At 49.2% G+C, this 23,358-nt stretch carries 22 protein-coding genes; 10 read left to right on the top strand and 12 right to left on the bottom strand.

What is annotated here, in order from left to right; translation table 11 throughout:
• The first annotated feature begins 2 nt into the window (after positions 1 to 2).
• The 5 genes from G3M70_06155 (at position 3) to G3M70_06135 (ending at position 6,549) form a co-directional block, all read left to right on the top strand.
• Entirely contained in the window at positions 3 to 488 is a 486-nt protein-coding gene (locus G3M70_06155) for a MarR family transcriptional regulator (GenBank protein ID QPJ61492.1), read from the top strand.
• Complete coding sequence (locus G3M70_06150) at positions 481 to 3,912, top strand: acyl-[ACP]--phospholipid O-acyltransferase (protein ID QPJ61491.1); 3,432 nt, start codon at positions 481 to 483, stop codon at positions 3,910 to 3,912. The genes G3M70_06155 and G3M70_06150 overlap by 8 nt, the downstream gene beginning before the upstream one ends.
• Before the next feature lie 404 nt (positions 3,913 to 4,316).
• On the top strand, positions 4,317 to 5,102 hold the full coding sequence (locus tag G3M70_06145) for a hypothetical protein (protein QPJ61490.1): 786 nt from the start codon (positions 4,317 to 4,319) through the stop codon (positions 5,100 to 5,102).
• Complete coding sequence (locus tag G3M70_06140; GenBank protein ID QPJ61489.1) at positions 5,099 to 5,761, top strand: hypothetical protein; 663 nt, start codon at positions 5,099 to 5,101, stop codon at positions 5,759 to 5,761. Before G3M70_06145 ends, G3M70_06140 begins: the two co-directional genes overlap by 4 nt.
• Complete coding sequence (locus tag G3M70_06135; protein QPJ61488.1) at positions 5,761 to 6,549, top strand: ceramidase; 789 nt, start codon at positions 5,761 to 5,763, stop codon at positions 6,547 to 6,549. The genes G3M70_06140 and G3M70_06135 overlap by 1 nt, the downstream gene beginning before the upstream one ends.
• A 454-nt stretch (positions 6,550 to 7,003) precedes the next feature.
• Here the strand turns inward: G3M70_06135 and dinB are convergent, their stop codons facing one another.
• On the bottom strand, positions 7,004 to 8,278 hold the full coding sequence (dinB, locus tag G3M70_06130; GenBank protein ID QPJ61487.1) for a DNA polymerase IV: 1,275 nt from the start codon (positions 8,276 to 8,278) through the stop codon (positions 7,004 to 7,006).
• A gap of 286 nt (positions 8,279 to 8,564) precedes the next feature.
• Positions 8,565 to 9,569: a ParB/RepB/Spo0J family partition protein gene (locus G3M70_06125; GenBank protein QPJ61486.1), complete on the bottom strand. Its 1,005-nt coding sequence runs from the start codon at positions 9,567 to 9,569 to the stop codon at positions 8,565 to 8,567.
• Positions 9,570 to 9,852: 283 nt separating this feature from the next.
• On the opposite strand from G3M70_06125, the gene G3M70_06120 reads away from it, so the two are divergent.
• Positions 9,853 to 10,719, top strand: coding sequence for a formylglycine-generating enzyme family protein (locus G3M70_06120; protein ID QPJ61485.1), 867 nt, complete (start codon positions 9,853 to 9,855; stop codon positions 10,717 to 10,719).
• Positions 10,720 to 10,957: 238 nt separating this feature from the next.
• Here the strand turns inward: G3M70_06120 and G3M70_06115 are convergent, their stop codons facing one another.
• The 4 genes from G3M70_06115 to creB form a co-directional block, all read right to left on the bottom strand.
• Complete coding sequence (locus G3M70_06115; protein ID QPJ61484.1) at positions 10,958 to 11,647, bottom strand: porin family protein; 690 nt, start codon at positions 11,645 to 11,647, stop codon at positions 10,958 to 10,960.
• A 357-nt stretch (positions 11,648 to 12,004) separates the two neighbouring features.
• The gene (gene creD, locus G3M70_06110) at positions 12,005 to 13,378 is read right to left on the bottom strand and encodes a cell envelope integrity protein CreD (protein ID QPJ61483.1); all 1,374 of its coding nucleotides are present in this window, start codon (positions 13,376 to 13,378) and stop codon (positions 12,005 to 12,007) included.
• A gap of 288 nt (positions 13,379 to 13,666) precedes the next feature.
• The gene (creC, locus tag G3M70_06105) at positions 13,667 to 15,097 is read right to left on the bottom strand and encodes a two-component system sensor histidine kinase CreC (protein ID QPJ61482.1); all 1,431 of its coding nucleotides are present in this window, start codon (positions 15,095 to 15,097) and stop codon (positions 13,667 to 13,669) included.
• Positions 15,098 to 15,161: 64 nt separating this feature from the next.
• Complete coding sequence (creB, locus tag G3M70_06100; protein ID QPJ61481.1) at positions 15,162 to 15,833, bottom strand: two-component system response regulator CreB; 672 nt, start codon at positions 15,831 to 15,833, stop codon at positions 15,162 to 15,164.
• Positions 15,834 to 15,995: 162 nt separating this feature from the next.
• Here creB and G3M70_06095 point away from each other — a divergent pair, with 162 nt between their 5' ends.
• Entirely contained in the window at positions 15,996 to 16,400 is a 405-nt protein-coding gene (locus tag G3M70_06095; GenBank protein QPJ61480.1) for a hypothetical protein, read from the top strand.
• Between the two features lie 18 nt (positions 16,401 to 16,418).
• On the opposite strand, the gene G3M70_06090 is transcribed toward G3M70_06095, so the two are convergent.
• On the bottom strand, positions 16,419 to 16,649 hold the full coding sequence (locus G3M70_06090) for a hypothetical protein (GenBank protein ID QPJ60356.1): 231 nt from the start codon (positions 16,647 to 16,649) through the stop codon (positions 16,419 to 16,421).
• Positions 16,650 to 16,660: 11 nt separating this feature from the next.
• Positions 16,661 to 17,449 (bottom strand): electron transfer flavoprotein subunit beta/FixA family protein, encoded by a 789-nt coding sequence (locus tag G3M70_06085; GenBank protein ID QPJ61479.1) that lies wholly within the window; start codon positions 17,447 to 17,449, stop codon positions 16,661 to 16,663.
• 135 nt (positions 17,450 to 17,584) lie between these two features.
• Between G3M70_06085 and G3M70_06080 the strand changes: the two genes are divergently transcribed.
• Complete coding sequence (locus G3M70_06080) at positions 17,585 to 18,310, top strand: DUF2007 domain-containing protein (protein QPJ61478.1); 726 nt, start codon at positions 17,585 to 17,587, stop codon at positions 18,308 to 18,310.
• Between the two features lie 27 nt (positions 18,311 to 18,337).
• On the opposite strand, the gene G3M70_06075 is transcribed toward G3M70_06080, so the two are convergent.
• The 3 genes from G3M70_06075 to G3M70_06065 form a co-directional block, all read right to left on the bottom strand.
• Positions 18,338 to 20,146, bottom strand: coding sequence for a diguanylate cyclase (locus G3M70_06075; GenBank protein QPJ61477.1), 1,809 nt, complete (start codon positions 20,144 to 20,146; stop codon positions 18,338 to 18,340).
• Between the two features lie 188 nt (positions 20,147 to 20,334).
• Positions 20,335 to 20,901, bottom strand: a complete 567-nt coding sequence (locus G3M70_06070; protein ID QPJ61476.1) for a hypothetical protein — start codon at positions 20,899 to 20,901, stop codon at positions 20,335 to 20,337.
• Between the two features lie 27 nt (positions 20,902 to 20,928).
• Positions 20,929 to 21,363 (bottom strand): hypothetical protein, encoded by a 435-nt coding sequence (locus tag G3M70_06065; GenBank protein QPJ61475.1) that lies wholly within the window; start codon positions 21,361 to 21,363, stop codon positions 20,929 to 20,931.
• Between the two features lie 241 nt (positions 21,364 to 21,604).
• Here G3M70_06065 and G3M70_06060 point away from each other — a divergent pair, with 241 nt between their 5' ends.
• Together G3M70_06060 and G3M70_06055 are read left to right on the top strand one after the other, a co-directional pair.
• Complete coding sequence (locus G3M70_06060) at positions 21,605 to 22,486, top strand: hypothetical protein (protein QPJ61474.1); 882 nt, start codon at positions 21,605 to 21,607, stop codon at positions 22,484 to 22,486.
• Between the two features lie 69 nt (positions 22,487 to 22,555).
• Positions 22,556 to 22,960 (top strand): response regulator, encoded by a 405-nt coding sequence (locus G3M70_06055; protein ID QPJ61473.1) that lies wholly within the window; start codon positions 22,556 to 22,558, stop codon positions 22,958 to 22,960.
• A 92-nt stretch (positions 22,961 to 23,052) separates the two neighbouring features.
• Here G3M70_06055 and G3M70_06050 read toward each other — a convergent pair whose 3' ends face one another.
• A complete protein-coding gene (locus tag G3M70_06050; GenBank protein ID QPJ61472.1) occupies positions 23,053 to 23,358 on the bottom strand; it encodes a hypothetical protein in 306 nt (101 codons plus the stop codon).

Genomic DNA, 23,358 nt, shown 5'->3' with positions numbered 1-23,358 from the left:
CCATGCCCAAACGTACACCAAAGGCTGAAGCACTCCGCCACCTGATCCTGAACCTGCTCGAGTTGACGAGTGCCATGGAATCCAAAGGACAGGAAATTGTCAAACCGCACAAACAAACCCTTTCAAACTGGAAGGTCCTTACAGCCGCCGGATGCGACAACTTTACTGTTTCCCAGATAGCAAGGCGTATGGGCCTCTCCCGCCAGGCGGTACAGAAAATTGCCAACTCCCTTGTAGAACAGGGCCTGGCCCGCTATGTAGAAAACCCCGACCACAAGACATCTCCAATAGTTGCATTGACCAAACAAGGCCATGCCCTGGATGAAGCCATCGTTCAGGACCACATCGTATGGTCCAATGCTTTCTCCAAAAATTTCACCCTGGAAAACTTAACCACCACAGCGGCCACCTTGAAGGAATTATCGGAGCACCTCGAAGCGGAATCGAAAGGAAAAAGTCGCTCTAAAGGGAGACCAAAACATGGCTGAATCTCAATACAGGCTTTTCAAAACCAGGAGATTCACGCCCCTCTTTCTCACCCAATTTCTGGGAGCGTTCAACGACAATCTTTTCAAGAACGCACTCGTCATTCTCATCACCTACCAGGCTGCGGAAAAAGCCGGTTACAACCCGCAAATTCTGGTAACCGCCGCAGCGGGAATATTTATCTTCCCCTTCTTCCTGTTTTCAGCGACAGCAGGTCAATTAGCGGACCGCTACGACAAAGCCAGTCTCATTCGCATCATCAAGCTGGTCGAAATCTTTTTGATGGTCGGAGCCTCCATCGGATTCATCTGGGGTAACATCTGGTTCCTGCTGACAATCCTGTTTTTAATGGGCACCCAGAGTTCATTTTTTGGGCCATTGAAGTACGCCATTCTGCCGCATCATCTGGAGGACAGTGAATTAATCGGGGGCAATGCGCTCATCGAAGCGGGAACATTTATTTCCATTCTCACCGGTACTATTCTCGGAGCTCTTTTAATAAGGGCCGACGGAGGGGTGACCTGGGTATCCTCATTCATCATTTCAGTTTCTCTGGCTGGATGGGCCGCCAGCCTGAAGATCCCTTCAACTACGCCCGCGGTACCGAACCTCACCATTGAACCCAATATTTTCAAACAAACCTGGGTCATGATGAAGGAGTCGCACCAGAAGCAGGACATCTTCCTGTCCATTATGGGCATTTCCTGGTTCTGGCTCATTGGGGCCACCTTCCTGTCCCAGTTTCCCAACTACGCAAAATTCATCATTGGTGGAAACGAACAGGTGGTCACTCTTTTCCTCACCCTGTTCTCCGTGGGCATTGGTGTCGGTTCCCTGTTTTGCAACCGTCTTTTAAAAGGGCAGGTCTCGGCCACGTTCGCACCCATCGGTGCGCTGGGAATGACGATATTCATGGTCGACCTGTTTTTTGCCAGCCAGGCGGAGTTCATCAAACCGGCCACGGGCTTCATCGGCGCGTCGGAATTTTTATCTACATTTCCGGCCTGGCGGATTCTGTTCGACCTCTTCGCCATCTCGGCCTGTGGCGGTATTTATATCGTCCCGCTCTACGCTATTTTACAGGCTCGCTCCGAGGTCACTCACCGAGCCCGCACCATCGCTGCCAATAACATCATGAACGCCCTGTTCATGGTCGTCGCCGCTATCGCCACAGTTATTATGCTGGCACAGGGGTTTTCCGTTCCCCAGGTGTTTCTGGTGGCCGCCACTATGAACGCATTTGTCGCGGTCTATATCTGTAAGTTATTGCCCCATGCTCTTATCCAATCCCTCGCCCGCAGTGTCCTCTTTTTTCTGTATCGGGTAGAAGTCAAAGGACTACACCATTATGAAGAGGCAGGGGACCGCCGCGTAATCATCGCCAACCACCTCTCGTTTCTCGATGTCCTGCTCATTGCCGCCTGGATACCGGACAAACTCACTTTCGCCATCAACACTCACATCGCAAAACTCTGGTGGATCAAACCCTTTTTGTCCCTGGCGGAAACGCTGTCACTCGACCCGACCAATCCCCTGGCCACCCGCACCCTGATCGATCGCGTCAAGAAAGGTCACCGCCTCGTTATTTTCCCCGAAGGTCGGCTCACAGTCACCGGTTCCCTCATGAAGGTTTATGAAGGACCAGGGATGATCGCGGATAAATCAGATGCCAACCTCGTCCCGGTTCGCCTGGAAGGGGCGCAGTTCACCCCGTTTACACGCCTCAGGGGAAAGGTTCGCGTACGCTGGTTTCCACGCATAACGGTGACGTTTCTTCCACCGGTAAAATTTAATCTTCCGGATGAAATCAAAGGGCGAAAACGTCGCAGACTCGCTGGCGAACATTTGTACACCTTGATGACCGACATGCTGTTTCAAAGCGGACCGTACCGGCAGACTTTGTACCAGGCTTTGCTCGACGCTAAAACAATGCAGGGCAGTGGTCATACAGTGGTGGAGGATCAGGATTTTCAACCGCTGACTTATTTCAAACTGCTGGTGCGCTCCTCAGTATTGGGAAAGGTCTTTGCGAACAACTCGGAACCGGGCGAGCGAGTCGGTTTACTGCTCCCCAATTCGCTGGGACTGTTAATCAGCTTTTTTGGATTGCAGGCTTATGGTCGTGTTCCGGCGATGCTCAACTTTTCTACAGGTGCGCGCAATGTGGCGATCGCCTGCAAAACCGCCTGCATTAAAACGGTGTACACCTCTCGCCGATTTATTCAGATGGGAAAACTGGAAACCATGGTCGAAGCCATCGAAAAGGAGGGCGTCACCCTTTGTTATCTTGAAGACCTTCGCCCCACCATTTCCCTTTGGCAAAAATTGTCGGGCGTATTCAATGCCATCTTTGCGGAAACGTTTTATCAAAACAGGGTAAAGGGGCGGAATCCCGATGACCCGGCGGTAGTCCTGTTCACCTCCGGTTCCGAAGGAACTCCCAAAGGGGTTGTTCTCTCGCACGCAAATATATTGGCCAACCGACTGCAGGTCGGTGCGATTTTAGATTTTGGTCCAACCGATGTGATGTTGAATGTTCTCCCCATGTTTCACTCGTTTGGACTCACCGTGGGAACCTTACTCCCCATACTCTCAGGCATTAGAACCTTTTTGTACCCGACTCCCCTGCATTACCGGATCATCCCGGAGGTCGGTTACAACATCAACGCCACCATACTGCTGGGAACCGACACCTTTCTTTCCGGCTATGCAAAATTTGCCAATCCCTATGACTTCTACAACCTGCGTTATGTTTTTGCAGGCGCGGAAAAATTAAAGGAAGAAACCCGCCAGACCTGGCAGACCAAGTTCGGTATCCGAATTTTGGAAGGCTACGGTGCCACAGAAACTGCGCCGGTACTGGCACTCAATACACCCATGCATCACTTGCCCGGTTCCGTCGGAAGATTGGTACCCGGTATGCAACACCGCATCGAACCGGTTACCGGCATCGATGAAGGTGGCAAGCTGTGGGTCTCCGGACCCAATGTGATGTCGGGTTACCTGCGTGCAGAAAAACCGGGAATTTTAGAACCACCGGAAGACAAGTGGTACGACACAGGGGATATTGTGACGCTCGACGATACCGGCTTCATCACGATCAAGGGTCGAGCTAAACGGTTTGCCAAAGTGGGGGGGGAAATGGTTTCTCTCACCGCCGTGGAAACCTTTATCGCCGATCTTTGGCCCGGAGCCCATCATGCGGTCGTCTCCTTGCCGGATCCCAAAAAAGGCGAACAGTTGGTGTTGGTCACGGATTATCAGGAAGCTTCACGCGACGCAATCCAGAGGTATGCAAAAGACCAGGGGATCGGTGAAATCAATCTGCCCAAAGCTATCAAAGTCGTCGATACCGTCCCGGTACTGGGGACGGGAAAAACAGATTATGTAGGAATTAAGGCCATGGTTGAAAATAGAAATCTGTAAAAAAAGTTAATTCAAAAGAAATATTGTCCGCCCCGGTACTGGAGACGGGAAAAACAGATTATGTAGGAATTAAACCTATGGTTGAAAATAGAATTTTGTAAAAAAATTAATTTTAAAGAAATATTGTCCCGCTCTCCTTTATTATGGTTAACTTTAAATTTAAATAGGTATTTATTTTGTAAAAGTAATTAAGGAAACCCCCCTTCGCAACTAAACTCAGAATGACAAATAAAAAGCCAACTACATTCTGACTCGCCTCCAGGCGAGGAAGATTCTCGCAATGGACTTTGTTTTTAGAATTATGCAAAGGTCTCTTTAATTATTAAAGAACGCGAATAGCGGTTATTGAAGGGGAAAACATTTTCATTAACACATAAAACGCCTTATCGAAACGGAGCTAGTTCATGAGCAAAGCAACGCTTTCAAGACGACAACTTTTTAAGAAACTTTTACTGGTTGGCGGACCCGTGGCTGCTGCGATTTTCCTGGTTGGCTTAAAAAGACCCAACCGAGTTTTTGAACAAGTCCTCGGACCTTTCTTTCCAGACCCTGACGACCCGATAGAACCCATCCGGGAGCTCGGTAATAAGGGAAAATCTTTTCCCATGTCTAACGACTGGGACCTGACCCAGGTTAAAGGAAAACAAAAGAGGGCCGAAGGGCAAATCGTTTCACTGACAGGGAAAGTGCTGAACCCCAATGGGGAAGCGGTACCCAATGCTTCCCTAATGTTATGGCAGGCATCGAGCAGCGGTCGTTACAACCATCAGGATGATTCATTCGCAAACACGTTTGAGGATCCGCGAGGAAAAACGATTGAGAGAAAACTCGACCCCAATTTTCAATATTGGGGCCATACCATTACGGATGCCACCGGCTCCTACCGGGTCCGTACCATCATCCCCGGGTACTACCCCGCCGATCTCGATATCGGCTGGTTCCGCCCGCCACACATCCATTTTATTGCGAAAGCCGAAGGCCTCCCCGAACTGGTGACGCAAACTTATTTCAAAGGCGATGCCATTCCTGACAACCGATTCATTCAAACACTGAATGCACGCGACTTTGTTCTGCGCAATCTGAAATTAAAAAGGGAAGAGCAGGAGCGACTCATCATCGAATATAAACCTGCAGCAGATGATCCTGGTGTTTTGACAGGACACTTTGATTTCCAATTAAGAACTGCATGAACCCCGGTAAAAAAAAAGATGGGGTTGTTCTGCTGCATGGCATATTGCGCAGCCACCTTTCCATGATCGGACTGGAATCCAGGTTCCGCAAGGAAGGGTACCGAACACTCAATCTCAACTATCCTTCAAGTCGATTCAACATTGAGGCCCTGGCGGATCGTCTGCATCCGAAGATTGATCGTTTCGCCAAATCGCTCGAGGGCAAGATTCATTTTGTAACGCATTCCATGGGGGGATTGCTGACGCGAGCCTATATCGCACGCCATAAGCCGGCCAACCTGGGTCGGGTGGTGATGCAGGGTCCACCCAACCAGGGCAGCGAAGTGACTGACTTCTGGAAGAATAACTGGTTATATAAAACGCTTTACGGTCCTGCCGGCCAGCAACTGGGGACCTGTGAACAAGGGCCCTCCGCCTGGAATGATGTTGCCGACTATGAACTTGGGATAATCGCCGGTAATCGGACGGTAGACATCTTTCACTCCAGCCTCATAAAGGGTAAAGACGACGGCAAGGTTTCTGTGGAAAGTACGCGCCTGGAAGGCATGACCGACCATATCATCCTGCCAGTGACCCATTCATTGATGATGTATAAAAAACCCGTAATCCACCAGACATTATTTTTTCTTGAACATGGCAGGTTTGATCATAAAGGCTAATGGCTCTACGTCGCCGTGTTGAAATATTACTATCCCTGCTGGCTGTTAGTATCATCTTCGCCCTTCTGGCTGATCCCATTCCGCAAGACGTGCACTACCACCACTTTGCCGATTTCCAGAATTACCTGGGTGTGCCGTTTTGTGGAAACGTTTTTTCCAACCTGCCGTTCCTTTTGATCGGGACATGGGGATTACTGTTCACCATTAACAACCGGGATAACCGTGAAGTCTTTCACGATTCACGCGAATGGATCAACTGGGCCGTTGCGTTTTTTGGGATCGCCTTGGTTGGGCCGGGTTCCGCTTACTATCACCTGGCGCCGGATAATGCCACCCTGCTATGGGATCGGTTGCCTATAGGGATTGGATTCATGGGACTCTACGCTGCCGTGATTAGCGAGCGGGTGGATACCGATCTGGGTTTGAAGCTCTTGCCCTGGTTGGTGGCGTTGGGAATCGGGACGGTGTTGTACTGGCATTTCACCGAGCAGGCGGGAAGTGGGGATTTACGTCCCTATGCCGTTGTGCAGTTCTTCCCACTGCTGACCATTCCCATCATGCTGCACTGGTTTCCCGGTCAATACGGACACGCGCACTGTTTATGGAAGTTGATTCTCTGGTACGGCTTTGCGAAAGTGCTCGAACATTTCGACGCCGGTGTGTACACCCTGACAGGTAACCTCGTCAGCGGCCACACACTCAAACACCTTGCTGCAGCAGTTGGTTGTTATCACCTTATAAATTATCTGTCAAAGCGTCTCACATTCTCTCCGCAACAACGGATATAATCGAAACAACAGGGGCATCCATCTTGCCCGCAAATCACAGCGGTCGTGCAGCAAATTAAAATTTGAGTTACTAATCCCCTTCGTTTTCATCCAGCACTGTTTCCTGTTCGCCGTCCGCGGAGGACCACCTGGCGGTCGTGCAGCAAATTAAAATTTGAGTTACTAATCCCCTTCGTTTTCATCCAGCATTGTTTCCTGTTCGCCGTCCGCGGAGGACCACCTTGCGGTGGGGCAGCAAATTAAATTTTAAGTTACTAATCCCCTTCGTTTTCATCCAGCATTGTTTCCTGTTCGCCGTCCGCGGAGGACCACCTTGCGGTGGGGCAGCAAATTAAATTTTAAGTTACTAATCCCCTTCGTTTTCATCCAGCATTGTTTCCTGTTCGCTGTCCGCGGAGGACCACCTGGCGGTGGGGCAGTAAATTAAATTTTAAGTTACTAATCCCCTTCGTTTTTATCCAGCATTGTTTCCTGTTCGCCGTCCGCGGAGGACACTGTTGGCGCGGAGGATGGTTTCGAATCCGTACTTGGTGCGCAGGCGGTCGATGCCTTTATACAACCGACCCCACCGCTCCGGCGCTGTCGGGTGGAACAGGTCGAGCTGTTTCTGCCGGTCCGTGGTGAGTCCGCTCAGCGACACGCCGACCAGCCGCACGGGTATGCGATCCATGGCGGCAAGTGTGAACAGTTTGCTGATGCTTTCAAACAGAATATGATCTTCGCAGGACGCTTCGGACAAAGTACGCGAACGCGTGATGGTTTTGAAATCGTAGAACCTGAGTTTCAGCGTAACGGTGCGCGCATACAAACCCTCTTCGCGCAATTGCGCAGCGGTTTTTTCGGTGAGGTAACTCAGCATTGCGTTCAGATATGGACGGTCGAGCGAATCCTCTTCCAGCGTGGTCTCCCGGCTGATGGACTTCGCTGCTTCTTCCCGCGCGCGCACGGGTGAGTCACATTGTCCGCGTGAACGATAATAGAGCCGTGTGCCCCACTCGCCGAAACTCCTCTCCAGTTCATCGAGCGGCAGCATGGTGAGTTGCCCGACTGTCTTGATCCCCAGGCGGCGTAACTGTTCTTCGCCTTTGGGGCCGATACCAGGAATGCGCTTGATCGGCAGTCGCTTGAGGAAGTTGCGTTCCTGACCGGGCGGCACGCGCAGGAAACCGTTGGGCTTTGCCATACCGGACGCGATCTTGGCGATCAGTTTGTTGGTGCCCATGCCGATGGAGGCACAGATACCGAGTTCGTCTTCAACCTGATGGCGGATACGTGCCGCGGTCTTCTCTGCCGGACCGCCGTGCAGGCGCTCACACCCGGTGAGGTCGATATACCCCTCGTCGAGCGACATCGATTCGACCAGCGGTGAATACGTTTCCAGAATTTCAAAAAACTGTTTTGATATTTCGCTGTAGAGTCCGTGCGATCCGCGCACGAATATGGCATCGGGACACAAACGTTTGGCGCGCGCTACGGGCATTGCAGAATGCACACCGAACTTGCGCGCTTCGTAAGATGCTGCTGCAACCACACCGCGCCCGTTGGGGTCTCCACCGACGATCACCGGCTTGCCCTTGAGCGATGGATCGCGCATCTGCTCCACCGACGCGAAGAAGGCATCGAGATCGACATGCAATATCTGGCGGGAACCCTGTACTCCACCCACTGCAACCTTACGGCCAGTGCCAGGGAACTTTTTGCGATGCGCTGTGAAATTATTCTGGTTCATACAATATTCGGTCCGGTTTGTTTCCAGAAATCGGGGTCTCTGCGCTACCGAAGCAGTCAAATCCCCCTGCTTCGCTTCCCCCTTAAAGGGGGAATCACTGACACGGCGCCCCTTCCCTTCGACAAGCTCAGGACAGGCTCTAAGCTCAGGGTGACAGCAAAAATACTTAAACCTTGCTGCACCGGTGCTCAGCGCAAGGTTGTGTTTGGGTGTTGACTGCTATCCTATTATGGAATGGGATTTACGTCAACCTCATTGATTTTACAGGAGTTAGGGCGATTCAAGTTCAGCGTTTGTTTGTATGGCTTTGGGGGGATTGAACTATTTTCAAGAGATCCGAGAGGGCTTCAGAATCGGAGGCACGGAACAGGCATTCGGCCTTTTCGATGAACTCAGCGTGGGTGTGGAAGCTGAATTCCACCTTGAGCTCGCCCGATTCAAAATGCTCCGGCACACGGATGCGCACCTTGCCGTCGAGTTTCATCTGGCTGAGAGACCGGCGGACTTCGATCCGCAATTCGGAAAGGGTGGGGAAGCGTTTCTGGAAGAGGTGCTGGTGAACCGCCTGGTACCGGTCGCCGGGATTCAGCGACTGATCTGCAAGCGCGTTTTGAATGGCGGAGTCGTTTATCAGGGAAACCGGGGTGACCGCGTCGCGGTCGGCAATTTCTCCGATCAATTCAAACAAGTCGCGACATTTGTTGGCACCGGGCTGTAAAACGGTGAGCAGGTGCTGGATGGCATCGAGGTCTGCGTCACTTAAAGGGTACAGCATCGAATAGGTCCGCAGCGGAATGGCCAGGTTGTGCAGGGTGATCTGCAGATTTTTCGAAAACTCCCGCGCGTTTAAAAAATCGTGCAGACGTTTTTTCGATGGTTGCTGATCCAACAGGGGCAAAACATGTTCAATGATTTCGCTTTCATCCAGATCAGTTGCCGACAGGCGAATGAGCGCACGCCCGGTTTCGATGTCCGACAGACTCCGATGGACCCGGTTGTCCTGAAGTTGCAGTAACAGTTTTTCTTCAGGGGTGAGGGAACTCCCTGCAATCCGTACCGGCAGGGTGGAGATACCCGAATCTTTTGCTGTCGCCAGTCGGCGGTGCCCACAGATCACCGAGACCGTATCGTTCTGTCGGCAGGCCAGAAGCGGCGTGAGGACACCCATCTGGCGGATTGACTCGATCAGCTTGTGCGGCACCGGGCTCAGCGCAAAATCGGTGACCGGGTCCGGGCGCAGTTCCTCAATGGAAATCGTTTCAAGAGGCCATTCGGCGGGTTTGAGTTGCATGCGCTTTCCTGTTCTATTGATTGGAGGGCTTCCCATACTTCAGGAATACTGGGTCTTGAATCAACTCCCCTCCTTAAAAAAGGAGGGGATCCAGGGGAGGTTGTATTCATGACCCCTCCCAAACCCTTCCCTTACAAGGGGAGGGAAAATAGTTAGTTCAAGACTTGTAAACTTTCCACCATGAAAATGTTTAGGTTATGCAAAGCTCTCTAGTGAATGCTGACTATTGTAGTACACTCCTTACCGGTTACCTGAAAATTTTATGGAGTGCTACACTGCATCTATGAAAATCCTTTTTACCCGATATTTGATGCTGCTTGTACTCGCGTTCGCGCTTGCCACGAGCGGTTGTGCCGAGCCTCCGCCGCAGGGAATGGTCCTGGTGCCTGCCGGTTATTTCAGCATGGGCAGTGATGAGAAAGACACCGAGGGCCACGCGCTTTCGATGGGACTCAGCAAACCCTGGTACGCTGATGAGTCGCCGCAACGGCGGTTTCACCTCGATGATTTTTTTATCGACCGGTACGAGGTCACCAATAAACAGTTTTACATATTCAGTCAGGCAACCGACCATCCACCGCCTCCAACCTGGTCGGGAATGCGTTATCCCGAGGGACAAGATGACTTCCCCGTGCATGGGGTCAGTTACTTCGATGCCGCATCGTATGCCGAGTGGGCGGGCAAGCGTTTACCAACTGAAGCCGAATGGGAAAAAGCGGCGCGCGGCGAAAACCCGATCACGTACCCGTGGGGCGATATGTTCGATGGCAACAGGGCCAACCTCAGCTTATCGCCACGAAGTAAAACCGGGCGCGGACTGATGCCGGTGGGTTCATTTCCGGAAGGAGCCAGTCCCTATGGCGTCGAGGATATGATCGGCAATGTGTGGGAGTGGGTGAACGATTATTACCGTTCTTATCCCAGGAGCACGTATGAATCCAAATATTTTGATGGCAAACATGTCGTAGTGCGCGGCATGTCGTATCTGGGAGTCGGGCATTTCCCGAAGAAAGAATACACGAAGGTGGTGGCGCTAAAGGCGCGGGCAGCTTATCGCGAGAAACTCAATCCCTCTGCAAAAAGGCTGGACGTGGGCTTCCGTTGCGCAAAAGACCGGAAAAATTTTTACGAAACCTATTTTGGTGGTTGATTAAGAACAATAAGGCGGGTGGAATTTATTTTTAAATAACGCATTGCTTAAAACCCGATTCAAATTCTTCCCCGTTTAATTCCAAAAGACTGCCCACTCAGGCAAATCAGGACCATTCCGTATTATATATACTTTGAATGTGAAACTGATTCTAAGACAAACCTATGTATTCGAAATAAGGGAACGTCTAAATAACGATTATCCAAAGGATTACAAAATATTCTGAAATCGCAGGGAATCAGGGTCTGCTGAAATAGTAACGGATGCCCAGTTCAAAGTTATGTGTGTCGATGGAGGGCGTGACCATGCCGATTGTGGGATCGCTGACACTCATATATTTGTAGCCCAGGAATCCGACCACCTGCGGGTTGATCCAGTAATTGACCCCCCCGAATAATTGATAGGCGAAACCCATATCATTGTCTGTGCTACTGGGAATGGTTACACCGCCGGTGGTAAAGGTCGGGTTTTGAAAATCCACCAGTCCAACTCCTAATCCAGCACCCAGGTAAGGTGAAATGCGACTCGAATTTCTGAAATCGAATGCGGCATTTGCCATAAACGTATTGATGCTCATATCGCCTTGAGAAGGGACGACCGTATTCCCTGCCGGGAGAGTCAGGTTGACCTGATCAATGTCAGCCGATTTGTACGCGTACTCAAATTCAACCCGGAAACGCCTTTTGAAGAACAAACCAATCGCCGCATTGACGCCAAGCCCAGTGGATAACTCCGATTCGGCCTCTGCTGCCTGCAGTGCGGTGTTGGTCGCGCCATTACCGGATGTCAGCTCGGAGTCCTGTGGGATAACAAGGGCCCCCGCAGCGGAAACGTAAAACGGATTTCCATTGCGCCGTGCACCCCAGCTTTCCGAGGCCAGGCTGAAACAAAGAAAAATGGCAACAATATAAGGGACGTATTTTTTCATAATGGAATTAACTGCTTTATCGGGAGGATACGACCGGATCATGAGGTAATTCTAATGCAAAGTACGCCAAAGGACACCCAAAAACTTAAGTAAGACTACCGAACTTGTCTCACCATTGAAAGTGGTCTTTGCAAAGCTAGAAAATCAAAAGCAAAGGCGAGATTCTTCGTCCCGTTGGTCCTCAGAATGACAAGACGGAGTCTAAAATGTCACCCTGAGCCTGTCGAGGGAGGCCTCCTTGCTTGCCCCTTAAAAAAAGTTCACCCGCGCAAAGGCGAGAATATAGGGGAGGTTGAATAGAAAGCCCCTCCCCTTAACAGGGGAGGGAAATCACCAGGGTTTGCTTTAGCAGAACCGTTATCCGGCAGCAAGGTTTCGGTCAGGTTTTCCGGATTCCGGCAACTGAATGTTGAACCAGTCGATATGCCGGGTGACATACATGATGAAAGCCAGGACAAACCACAGGCCAACCGAGCCCACCACCAATGCTAAATCTTCCTGCTTGAGCAGCACAAAAAGGAAACCGTAGAGAACGGACAATTGCATCAGAACGATGAACGCTCCTTTTTTCGCATGGGTCACACCCAGTACATAAAGGAAAATGGTCAGGATGGTTGCGCCCGATGCACCCGCATACGCCAAGGCAAAACCTATGTGCTCGGATACCGAAATCAGTAAAAGGTAAAACAGGCAGAGTCCGGTGCCGGTGATGGTGTAGTGCATGGGATGGAATTTAAGGCCGTATAAAATTTCAATGAAGAACATGGTGGCGAACGTTAAGGCAACGAACAGGAAGGAATATTTCACCGACCGGGTGTTCAACTGATAATTTTGCAGGGGCATCAGGAAACGCACACCGAAGCGACTTTCCTTTTGAAGGTTTTTCAAGGAACGCCTGCCGCTGAAGGATTTAGGGAGGTTTCGGTTCAGTCCCAATACACTCCATTCCGCTTGAAATCCGTTTTTACTGATAGCCGAGCTGTCCGGTAAAAAAGAACCATCGAAACTGGGGTCCGGCCAGTTGGACACCATATTCACTTTTGTTGTCCCACCGAAAGGTAAGAACTCCAACGCGTCGCTGCCTTTCAAACCAACCGTGATATGAAACTTCCCTCCTTTTTCTTTTACAAAATCGGATGTGCCGGGGATTTTGGATCGAATCGCGCTTCCGCAAACACCGGAAGCCATATTGCCGATCGTCCGGTCCAGTTTGTTGCCATTCCATTGCACCTCAACTTCTTTCAGACCTCGCACCTCGTCCACACCAAGATTTAACTCTGCCTTCTTCCAGAGTATCTTTGTGTTCTTGAGATCCTGCGTGTACTGTTCGAGATTGGAAAACCCGCCTTCCAACACGAGTCGGGTTTCGTAAAGGGGAATGGTGTAGAGTCCGCGTTTTTTAACGTGGCTCTGGGTATCCGCTGTGATCAGGAGCGTGTCCGGTAAAAAATGAACGTAGTTATGATGGTCATAAGTCTCGCTTTTCCCTTCCTTGTCCAGTCTGGTGCGTGTCTGAATAATGGGTACAGACAAGACGACCTTGCCGGTGCTTTGCTTGCGCGACCATTTTCTGGTCACCTCATCTTTGGCCTGATTGCTGTAATGATGTCGCTCATGAATCAAATCTTCCACCTGCCCTACAGGAATGAGCAGGATCAAACAAATAAAAACGATCAGCCAGATTTTAATCCAGATGCTGTTAGCAAAAAATTTTTTCTTCACGTCACTCATAGCGTCCTCCAGTTTATTTTTCCCAATTTTGGAGAAGGACTATGAACCTAATATGAAGTCTCTATGAACTTTCCATGAATTCGTCCTGCACCCCCCGGGAAGGATTGGGTCATTGCGAGGAGCGATAGCGACGAAGTAATCCAGACCTCTGGATCTACCCCTTCGGGGCACGAAAGCTTAGGAAAAATACCTTGGCCGCGCCCCCTCTGGTCGCTCGCGATGACGGGTGTTAGCCATCATTGCTACCAGACCGATCTGCTTTGATTTTAGGGTTCTGCAGAGGTCTCTCTAAGAGTGGGGAATTGTGATCTGGAAGTGGGTTCCGCTTGGAGTGGGGATTAACCTGATGGTGCCAGAGTGCAGGGACAGGGCTTCCTCTACAAAACTGAGACCCAGGCCGGAACTTTTTTTGCCAGTCCCGGGTCGTTCCAGCGAAAAAAATTTCTCGAAAATTCGTTCCCGGGCGTATTCGGGAATCCCGGGTCCCTGGTCCCGAATTGAAATTTTAATATGTCGGTCATCGCTGTCTATCTCAATAAAAATGGTTCCCTTTTCCGGTGAAAAATCAATGGCGTTGATCAACAGATTGCTGAGGGTCTGATGAATCAACAACCGTTCCCCTTTAATAAAATGGTTGGAACCCTTTATAGAAATATCAAGCTGGAGACCTTTTTTCTCGATCAAAGCAGAAAAGGATTTTGTTATTTCCCGTAGCATCTGGGACACAGAAAAGCGCTCTATATCTTTAAGTGAACTGCGGCTTTCGAGTTCAGCTACGGAAAGCAATTCATCCAACAGCCTGCGGGCTCGTTTGGTTTCCGTCTCAATATTGGAGACAAACAGATTTCGTTTGTCAGCAGGCATGTCGTCCTGCAACAGCTCGGCGGCACCTTGAATGGCAGTCAGCGGACTTTTCAGTTCATGCGTGAGGTGCTGCACAAAATTCTCAACCGATTTTTTACCTTCCAATGAAATTCTCATTTCATCGAAGGCCTGGCCGAGGTTATCAAATTCATGCGAACCAGTTTTAGGTGGCCGGGCTTTTCCGCCACCAGTAATCTCTCTGGCGTACTTCAACAACGATCGGATAGGCCGTGTCAGCCAATAGGAAAACAGAACGGCAACCGTTGAAGCCGCAAGCACCACCAGCAGCCCTATCGAAAAAAACTTCTCCCGCCCCTGCGAAATAAACTTCTGCAGGCTTTGTTCCGGTTTGATGACGGATACTACTCCGATGATTTTTCCGCTATGCACGATGGGGGCGGCAATAAAATATACAGAAGACAACGGGTCTTTAGAGTCCATCCGTGTTGACCGTGCACCATACTCTCCTCTTAACGTCAGATAAACATCATTCCATTTGGAATAATCCTGGCCAACGTTATTGGGATCTCGCGAATCAAAAACCACGATTCCTTTTTCATCGGTGACGTATGCGTGGATGGGACTGCTGTCTTTAAAAACGCCGTGTATTTTGGCGTTGAATTCAAGCTTCCTGAAATTGCGAAAGGCTTCGCCAAAATCCTTAAAATAAAGTTTCCCATTATTGGATTGCGCTGACAGGTAAGAGGCCAGAACATTGGAGAAATCAACCAGCGAGTCTTCCATACTCTGCGCATATTGACTGCGGATTTCCTTCATCAGCCAATATCCGTAGCCCCAGAAACCAAGGCCCAGCACTAGAATGATGCTGACAAAAATTTTGGACGAATATTTCACACGGTTTCCAACCAGGGTTTTTGGAACAGTTCTAATAAGTGTTTTTAAAATAAAATAATCTGCTTCAGCGTTCCTTGATCGAATATCCCACTCCCCGGTGGGTCACCAGGATTTCTTCATCGCTGATCTCTTTTAATTTCCCGCGGATGGTTTTGATATGCGTGTCGACGGTTCTTTCGAAACTCATATCCGGGTCGGGCCAGACATGTTCCATGATCTGCTGGCGCGAATACACCTGACCCGGTCGCTTGAGCAACAGGCTCAATATCCCGTATTCATACCGACTCAATTCCAATGCGTTTCCCTGAAAGCGGATGATTCGTTTATCCTCCTCCACCAGGAACAAGGTACTTTTCTGATCCTCAGGCACCTGGGTGGTCCGTCTCAGGATTGCTTTGACCCGCGCCGAGACCTCGCGCGGGCTGAACGGTTTGGTGATGTAATCGTCAGCACCGATTTCAAGGCCCACGATGCGATCCACCTCATCATCCCTTGCCGTCAAAAACAGGACCGGTGTTGAGTGATCCTTGCGAATTTCTTTAAGGAACTCGAAACCGTTGCCATCTGGCAGACCGACATCCAGCACAATGGCCGTGTAGGACCGCGCGGCCAGATGTTCGCGCGCCTCTGATAATGTAGCTACACGGGTAGGATCAAACCCTTCCTTCTCCAGCGTATAGATCAGAGTATCGGCGATGCTCGGTTCGTCTTCCACCACCAGAATTTTCTGGTTCATAGCAAACTTTCCTTTGAGGCCATTACTTATCTATGAAACACAATGATCCTTTCCAATGCAAGAACATTGATCTACAGCCTGCACCGTATTCTTTTCCGCCCTTGCAATGTGAGGTTTTCCAATTAACCTAAACATAGATAAGACACTGGATACGTCACCGCTATGTACGATGCATTAAGATCAAAATTGATTGTCGTCTGGATACTGCTGGGAGCCGGTTTGATGTGGTGGGTCCTGGAAAATTACCCATCCGGCCCGAAAAAAGGACCTCATCCCGGCAACGAGGCGGCCTGCGCGGCCATGGGCATTGAGGGAGTGAAGGAGGGGTTGATTGATGAGGTGGAAGATGACTATTCGGTGGTTTATGTCACCGACCGCTGGGACCAGGTGATTGAATCTCAAAAAGATCAAATAGGATATTATTTCGCGCTCTGCAAATCTCCGAATGAAGTAACGGAAATCCGCCGGGCTTCAGATGATTCCCTGTTGCGTACTTTTGTTATCGACCTGGATTACAGGATGCAACGCGGATTGCCCATTGATCATCTCATTCCCGGACAAAAGTAGATTATTACTCCTGTTCTTCTAATATTTACCGGGGGGCCGAAACAGGGGTAGGTCGAGGATCCATTCCACATTAAACAATTCTCCAATAGTACCGAGCGCCAGAAGGAAAACATAAAGCACTACAGCCGCAAGTCCCATTTCCGCCTTGTACCGGTTCCAGAAAGAGGAGGATGCCGCAGAAGTCCGGCTATCTGGATCGGAGGCAGAATCTCCCTGCGCTTCTTCAACTACCTTTTCTGCTTCTTCCATATTATTTTCCATTAGATCACTTTAACTTCATCACGCAGAATCCGAGCCAATTCCGCGCAGGCTTCCTGTGTTGACCCTTCAAGGATCACCCCTTTCTTGCGTGAAGGGGGTGGAGAGAGCTCCATCTGCAGGACTCGATTGGCTGTTGCGCCGTATTTTTCCTTATCAAACCCGATAGCCGCGGCATCCCATACGTTGATTTCCTTTTTCTTGGCTTTCATGATGCCTTTCAGCGAGGGCAGGCGTGGCTCGTTCAAACCCTTCTGGCAGGTGAGCACACAGGGAAGACCAATTTCATAAACTTCCGATCCCCCCTCCACTTGCCGGGTGACAGTGGCGGATTGATAATCGTCAGCAAACACCAATTTGGTGATTACCGTAAGGCAGGGCACGTCCAGCATTACCGCCATGGCAGGACCGATGTGCGCCATATCATCATCGACCGCTTGCCGTCCACAGAGGATCAGGTCGAAACCCTTTTTTACAGCCGCCTGGGATAATGCGTGGGCCACACCCGAAGAATCAATGCCGTCAAATTCCGGATCGAGCAAATGAACCGCCTCGTCAGCGCCCATGGCGAGACCCGTCCGGAGCGTATCCTTGAACTTCTCTGGCCCCAGGGAAATGACGGTGATACTGGCCTCAGGGTTCGCTTGCTTTATCTTGACCGCTTCCTGAATGGCAAATTCATCGTAGGGGTTGACCACACGCGGCAACGCTTCGCCATCCACTTTGGAATCCTGGATCTTCAAAGCGGCGCCGGTATCATAAACCTGTTTAATGCAAACGAGTATCTTCATAAGTTTCCTTGCCGTATTATCGCAGAGTCAGGTGAAAATAGTAACCGGGCAGACTCTTCATTTTCGATATCTTCTTTTAAAGGCTGGTCCGGTACAATAGAAAGATACTGAAATTTTTCCAAATATGGAAGCCGTATGGAAACACTGGAAACAGTTGGAACCTATTCCCAGCCTTACGAGGCGCATATCGCGCAGAAACGTTTGCGTGATGCAGGCATTCCGGCCTTCCTCAGAAATGAGCACACTATTTCAATTGACTGGCTCTTGTCTCAGGCTCTGGGGGGTGTGAAGGTGATGGTTCCGTCGGACCGTGCAGAAGAAGCCCGCCAGATATTACAGAGTGATGGAGAATCTCAACTGGATTCCGCATTAGAGGATCCGATCACCTGTCCCGAGTGTGGAAGTCCTGACACCGAACCCACCCAGGTCAGAAAATTTAATGCGATCTGGCCCGTTGCTTTGAGCCTGGTGGTTTTTTACTTTTTTGGCCCGGAGTTCATCATTCTGGTATTCCCCTTTTTCTTTGGCGGACCCGGTGTGCTTTGCCACACCTGTGGAAAAAAATCCTATATCGGTAAATGGCCTTTGCCAAGGGTCGGAAAGTTCCTCGGCATCAGTATCTCAACCCTGGGGGTTCTCCTTATTTTCCAGGCCTTCCTGACGGCCTGGAACAAGGATTTTGTTGAGGGTGAAAGGGATTGGAATCAGGATGGGGAGACCACTTTAGGTGAATATCTCGAAAGCGCGTTTGTTGAAAAAGTTCCAACAGACCGATCCGATTGTTTTGATTACTATCAGAAGATCACAGGGGAAAAACTAAAGAGGGAGTGCGGGTTTGGAAATGAACCCAGGATGGATTGATATTTTCTTCAGAAAATATTCTTTTCGTCAAATGAGTACTGCGACACTTTGATTTCGACCCTTTTGTTTCGCCTCATAGAGGGCCTTGTCAGCGGCCTTCACCAGAACCTCGATTTTTCGGTCCTTGGTATTTATTATGGTCGCCACTCCCAGGCTGATCGTCAGGTGATCCCCAATATCGCTTGAGGCATGTTCAATTTTCAAATTAATTAACGTTTTTCTTATATTTTCAGCGATCTCCAGGGCTTTCTCTGATGCTATTCCCGGCAGAATGGCGACAAATTCTTCACCTCCATACCGACCCAGAAAATCACTGGCACGATTGAGGCTACTCCCTAACCCTGCAGCAACCTTCTTCAAACATTCATCCCCTTCAACATGCCCGTAAGTATCATTGTATTTCTTAAAGTAGTCGATATCCATCAGGATCAGAGACAAGGGTTCCTGGTTTCGACTCGCCCGGTTCCATTCCTTTTCAATATTAATATCAAAGGAACGTCGATTGTCTATTCCAGTCAGGCCATCAGTTTGAGACAACGCCTCCAGTTCATTCTCCAATTTCTTTCGGTCTGTTATATCCCGGATGGTCCCGGTAAAAATCCGATTCCCCATCCTTTTAAATTCAGCGACCCCTATTTCAATGGGAAACTCCTGCCCGTTTTTTTTTCGCCCTATGATTTCCACCAAAGTCCCGATGATGCGTTTATCACCTGTTTTTAAATATCTTTCCAAACCGTCTCCATATCTATTTACAAACTCAACAGGCATCAGGAGGCCGACCTTGCGACCCACAACTTCTTCCTCCTTATACCCGAACATTTTCTCAGCAGCCGGATTGAATGACCGGATTATGGAATTTTGATCCATGGTGATGATTCCATCTACAGTATTTTCAACAAGGGTTTTTACCTGGAGGCGGGAAAAGTTCAATTCAAAGGCAATAGCAAATAAAAAACCAAAAACCAGCACCATTCCGGCTATCAAATGCGGAAAGTACTGATTGGGTCCCGAAGCATCACCCTGCCAAACCAGTTGCCAGTCCTGGCCAAAGAAATTTAATACCTCGCGACTTTCTAATTTCCGTTCAGGGCTTAAAGTTTTAAACAAAAAGTCTTCTGGATTATCTTCATCACCCTGGAATATGGCCAACTCCATATCCGGTCTTATGATAGGAGCTAAAACATTTTCCACCAGATCACCAACCCGGTATACACCCAGGACAAATCCTTTAAGGCGGACCCGACGCCCTCCCGGATCCTTCGGAAGGTTGTTCCCCTCGTAAACGGGTAAAAATATCAACACTCCTGCGTGCTCTTCTTCATCCTGAACCAGATGAACCTTTTTTGTAGCCACAGCTTCAGCCTTATCCCGTGCAGTGACCATGGATTCAAAACGGGTCGGGTCACTGGCCATATCAAACCCAAAGGCTTTTTCGTTTCCCCTCATGGGTTCAATGTAAAAAACAGGAAAATATTCGGGACGCGAGGCAGCTGTCACAAAATTCCCATCCGCTGTTTTTTCCCGGGTTTCAAATTGAGGAAACCCATCACGGATAGCCTGTTGTTTGTATTTAAAATAATGTTCTGCCTTTACCCTGGGAACCCACTCCAAAGCTCTAATTCCGCCATTGGATTTAATAATTTGGGATGCAAAGATTTTGAATTCATCGCGATCTACATGTTTGGATGCATAAAATAAGGAACGTAACAAATGGAGAATCTGTCGATTGACTTCTAATCGACCCCTGAGAGCCAAAGAAGCTTTTTCCACATGATGGTCGAAGTCAATTTTCCACTTTTCCTCCTGGCGTAATTTCGTAACCTGAAAGGAAACCATACTCAATAGGATCGCAACAAGTAATATCCACAGAGTTTGCTTCTGAAAATTATTTAGTAAAATATTCAAAGTCCACTCGGGTTGAATTCTTCTCGAAAAAAAATAGTGACTTGACTTGAGCAAAATATCCCAATTTAGAAAGATTGTGAATTGTAAAGTTTTTCAATGAGGAGTCTGAAAAGAGTCGTTCATAAATTATTTATGTTGCTTTTTATTTTTTTAAGCGCCGCTTTTATATGATCTGAAAGGGCCTGCGCCGATATTTTCATGGCACGCGCCGCATGTTTCTTTTTGACACCACCATAAAAGACCAGACAAATCGCCATGAGCTGCTTGTCCGTTAAGGCTATTTCTTCCAGGATAATATTCGCTTGCCGAAGGTCTTCATATCCCGGGACACATCCGTAACCGCTTGATACCTGTGCACTTCTTCTGGAATTGGCCACGCCTTCCAATACTCCTGGGTCCAGATAGTTCATATTCCTGTCTTGCTCCAGGTCTTCTTCCCAATTTTCAGACTCCGTCAGATCATAGGTTTTAAAGAATTTCAAAATACCCTTTTCGCTGAGCTCCTGATGATGGCGTTTGCATAATGTGATCTCCTGCAGAATTCCCAATCCGATACTTTCAGTTATCTCTCCATCCTTTTTCCAATGATGATCCGCTTCCACCAGTGGCACGACCCGCGTAGTCCCATAGCAAAAGTTACGTCCTTTACCGGCTGCCCTACATTCTTTTAATTTCTGGTCTTTCATTTTTCCCTTCATATATTCCTGACCTCGTTAATGAATATAGTTTTGTTTAAGAAAATGTTTGAAGCCCTCTTCATCCACTTCAACAAAAACCGAGAACCAGGCCGGGGGCTCCGGATCCGACAAATCCCTCTGCAAACGATGGGGTAATGGATCGGGTACACCCGGCACCGGTATCCCGTTGATAAAATCCCGGCCATTGGCACATTGAATCCTCCAGTACTCCCGCGCCAGCCGAAAATGAAACCATAAAGCTCTGAGTGGCGACCCCGTTTCATACAAGTACCGACCACAATAAAAACATCGCCATCCCCCATCAAAAGGGTAGAGACCGCGTTTGCCGCAACCCCGTTTCAGGCATTCACCCGTTTGCAATTTAACTTGTTCCGGCTGGCAGACCCTCCAGCGCGCCCCGGTTTTCAAACACCTCTTCACTGCACTTAATTTCCTTTTTCCTCGTTCCATTTTTTTCTCTCCCGAAATTCGAAAAAATTTTATGATTTCCAAAATTTTATAATTAAATTATTGGTATTCCATTTAAAATATTGACCGGCACGAACCCGCAGAGTCGACAGGAAACAAAAGCACTCAAACTTTTAATTTATTGAAAATTAACGAAAGGGGAATATTGTCCCCTCAATTATGAGTATGGTACAATCGTCCCTGATAGTCAATTAAAATTTCCGTTTTCCATAAATTTTATCGTATGAAAAATGTACTTATCCGAATTTCCTGTTTGAGAAACCAGCTCCCCCTGTCTCAATTCTGTCAGGAGGTTGGCCTGAACTATGAGAAGCTCAAAAAGGCTTTTCAACGGGACACCTTTCCCGATGCAGAGACCCTTTTCCTCATCGCCAATCACTTTCAAATAGATTTGAAGTGGCTGATTTCCGGCCTGCCCAAAAACTCCTCCTTTCATCATGCAATCGGGAACCGCTTGATCCAGGCGCGGCAGGAAAGGGGCTGGTCCTCTTCCCGGTTCGCCAGCTTTCTTGGGCTGCATGAACACGTTCTGCCACTGTATGAAGAAGGTTCCGGTGCCATTTCCCTGTGTTTTCTTCGTCAACTGGAGGAAACCAGCGGTATCGCACTGATGCATGCGGCCGGGGATCGCATTGGGGAGATTCCCCCGGCTCCCGAGCTTCGCATTGTCGCGCCTGACAGCATGAAATCAGGACCCGCTTTCCGAAAGGAGGACTATATCTCGATTCCCTTGACCGACTCCGCCATTGCAGCCGGCCAGCCAATCATCCAGGAAAATAACGTAGAGGATTACGTTTTACTGCACATCCGGGCTGCAGGAAAACGATCCAATCTGGTGGCCAGCCGCGTGGATGGCCAGTCAATGGAGCCCATGCTGCACTCAGGCGACATTATCGTGATCGATCGTAACGATAAAACCATTGCCAGAAACAAAATGTATGCGGTATTTTATGAAGAGGGCCTCACGGCTAAATATCTGGAGCGACAAGAGGACTGGCTTATCCTGAGACCCATCAACCCCAATTCCCAGGTCCAGATAATCCGCCTGAGCGAACAGCCCGACCCGATAGTCGGTCGCATCATCGGATCCTGGAAGGAACTATAAAACGTTCCTCAAAATACTTACCTCGGCTCCGTAACTCACATTCCGTTTTTTAATAGAAAGTTATACTCAATGCCCACTCCTGCCAGCCTGCCTGGATTTAAAATTCTCCTCGCAGAAGATAATGCACTCAACCAGGACCTGGCGAAACGCCTCCTCACCAAACGGGGACACAACGTGACCGTAGTCGAAAACGGAAAACTCGCGCTGGAACAACTGGAACAGGAAACGTTTGATCTGGTACTGATGGATCTTGAAATGCCAGTGATGGACGGCTTTGAAGCGACCCAACAGATTCACGAACGCGCAAAAGGCGAATCCGGATTCCAATTGCCGGTGATCGCCATGACCGCCTACGACCAGGATGAAATGAAAAAGGAAATCGCCGCCGCCCGCTTCGATGGCGTCATCAATAAACCCTTCATACCCAAAGAACTCGACGCCGACATCCGCGCAATCGTAGATAAAGCACGATAGACAACCAGTCCAAAGCGGACTTAGACAAGCTCCGGATAAACTTAATGAAAATTCCCGCCTTGGATTTTGATATCAAGCCAAGAAAAACCTACCTAATCAGGCACTGCTGGCCAATGGGAATCATCTTTGTAATTGGCAGGTAAAGACACCTCTAAAGAATCACTGGCAGCACGTACGCTTTTCACCCATCCCCACAAGTTCAAAATTCCTTGTAGCTCATCCGACTCTTCAGTATTGATCACACCACGTGTTTCCTTAAGATGGAGTTCCGCTGCACGTGCCTGAATATTCTGCTGTTTCCAGCCAGGCCCGACCACGTTCACGATCCGCCTGCGTGCTTCGTTCTTGATGCGCGTTCTCGGGTTGGCGGACTCGGCTTGTATTCTGAATTGGTTCAT

This window comes from Candidatus Nitronauta litoralis, from assembly GCA_015698285.1.
Taxonomy (GTDB): domain Bacteria; phylum Nitrospinota; class Nitrospinia; order Nitrospinales; family Nitrospinaceae; genus Nitronauta; species Nitronauta litoralis.
This window is presented reverse-complemented; position numbering and strand designations above follow the sequence as displayed.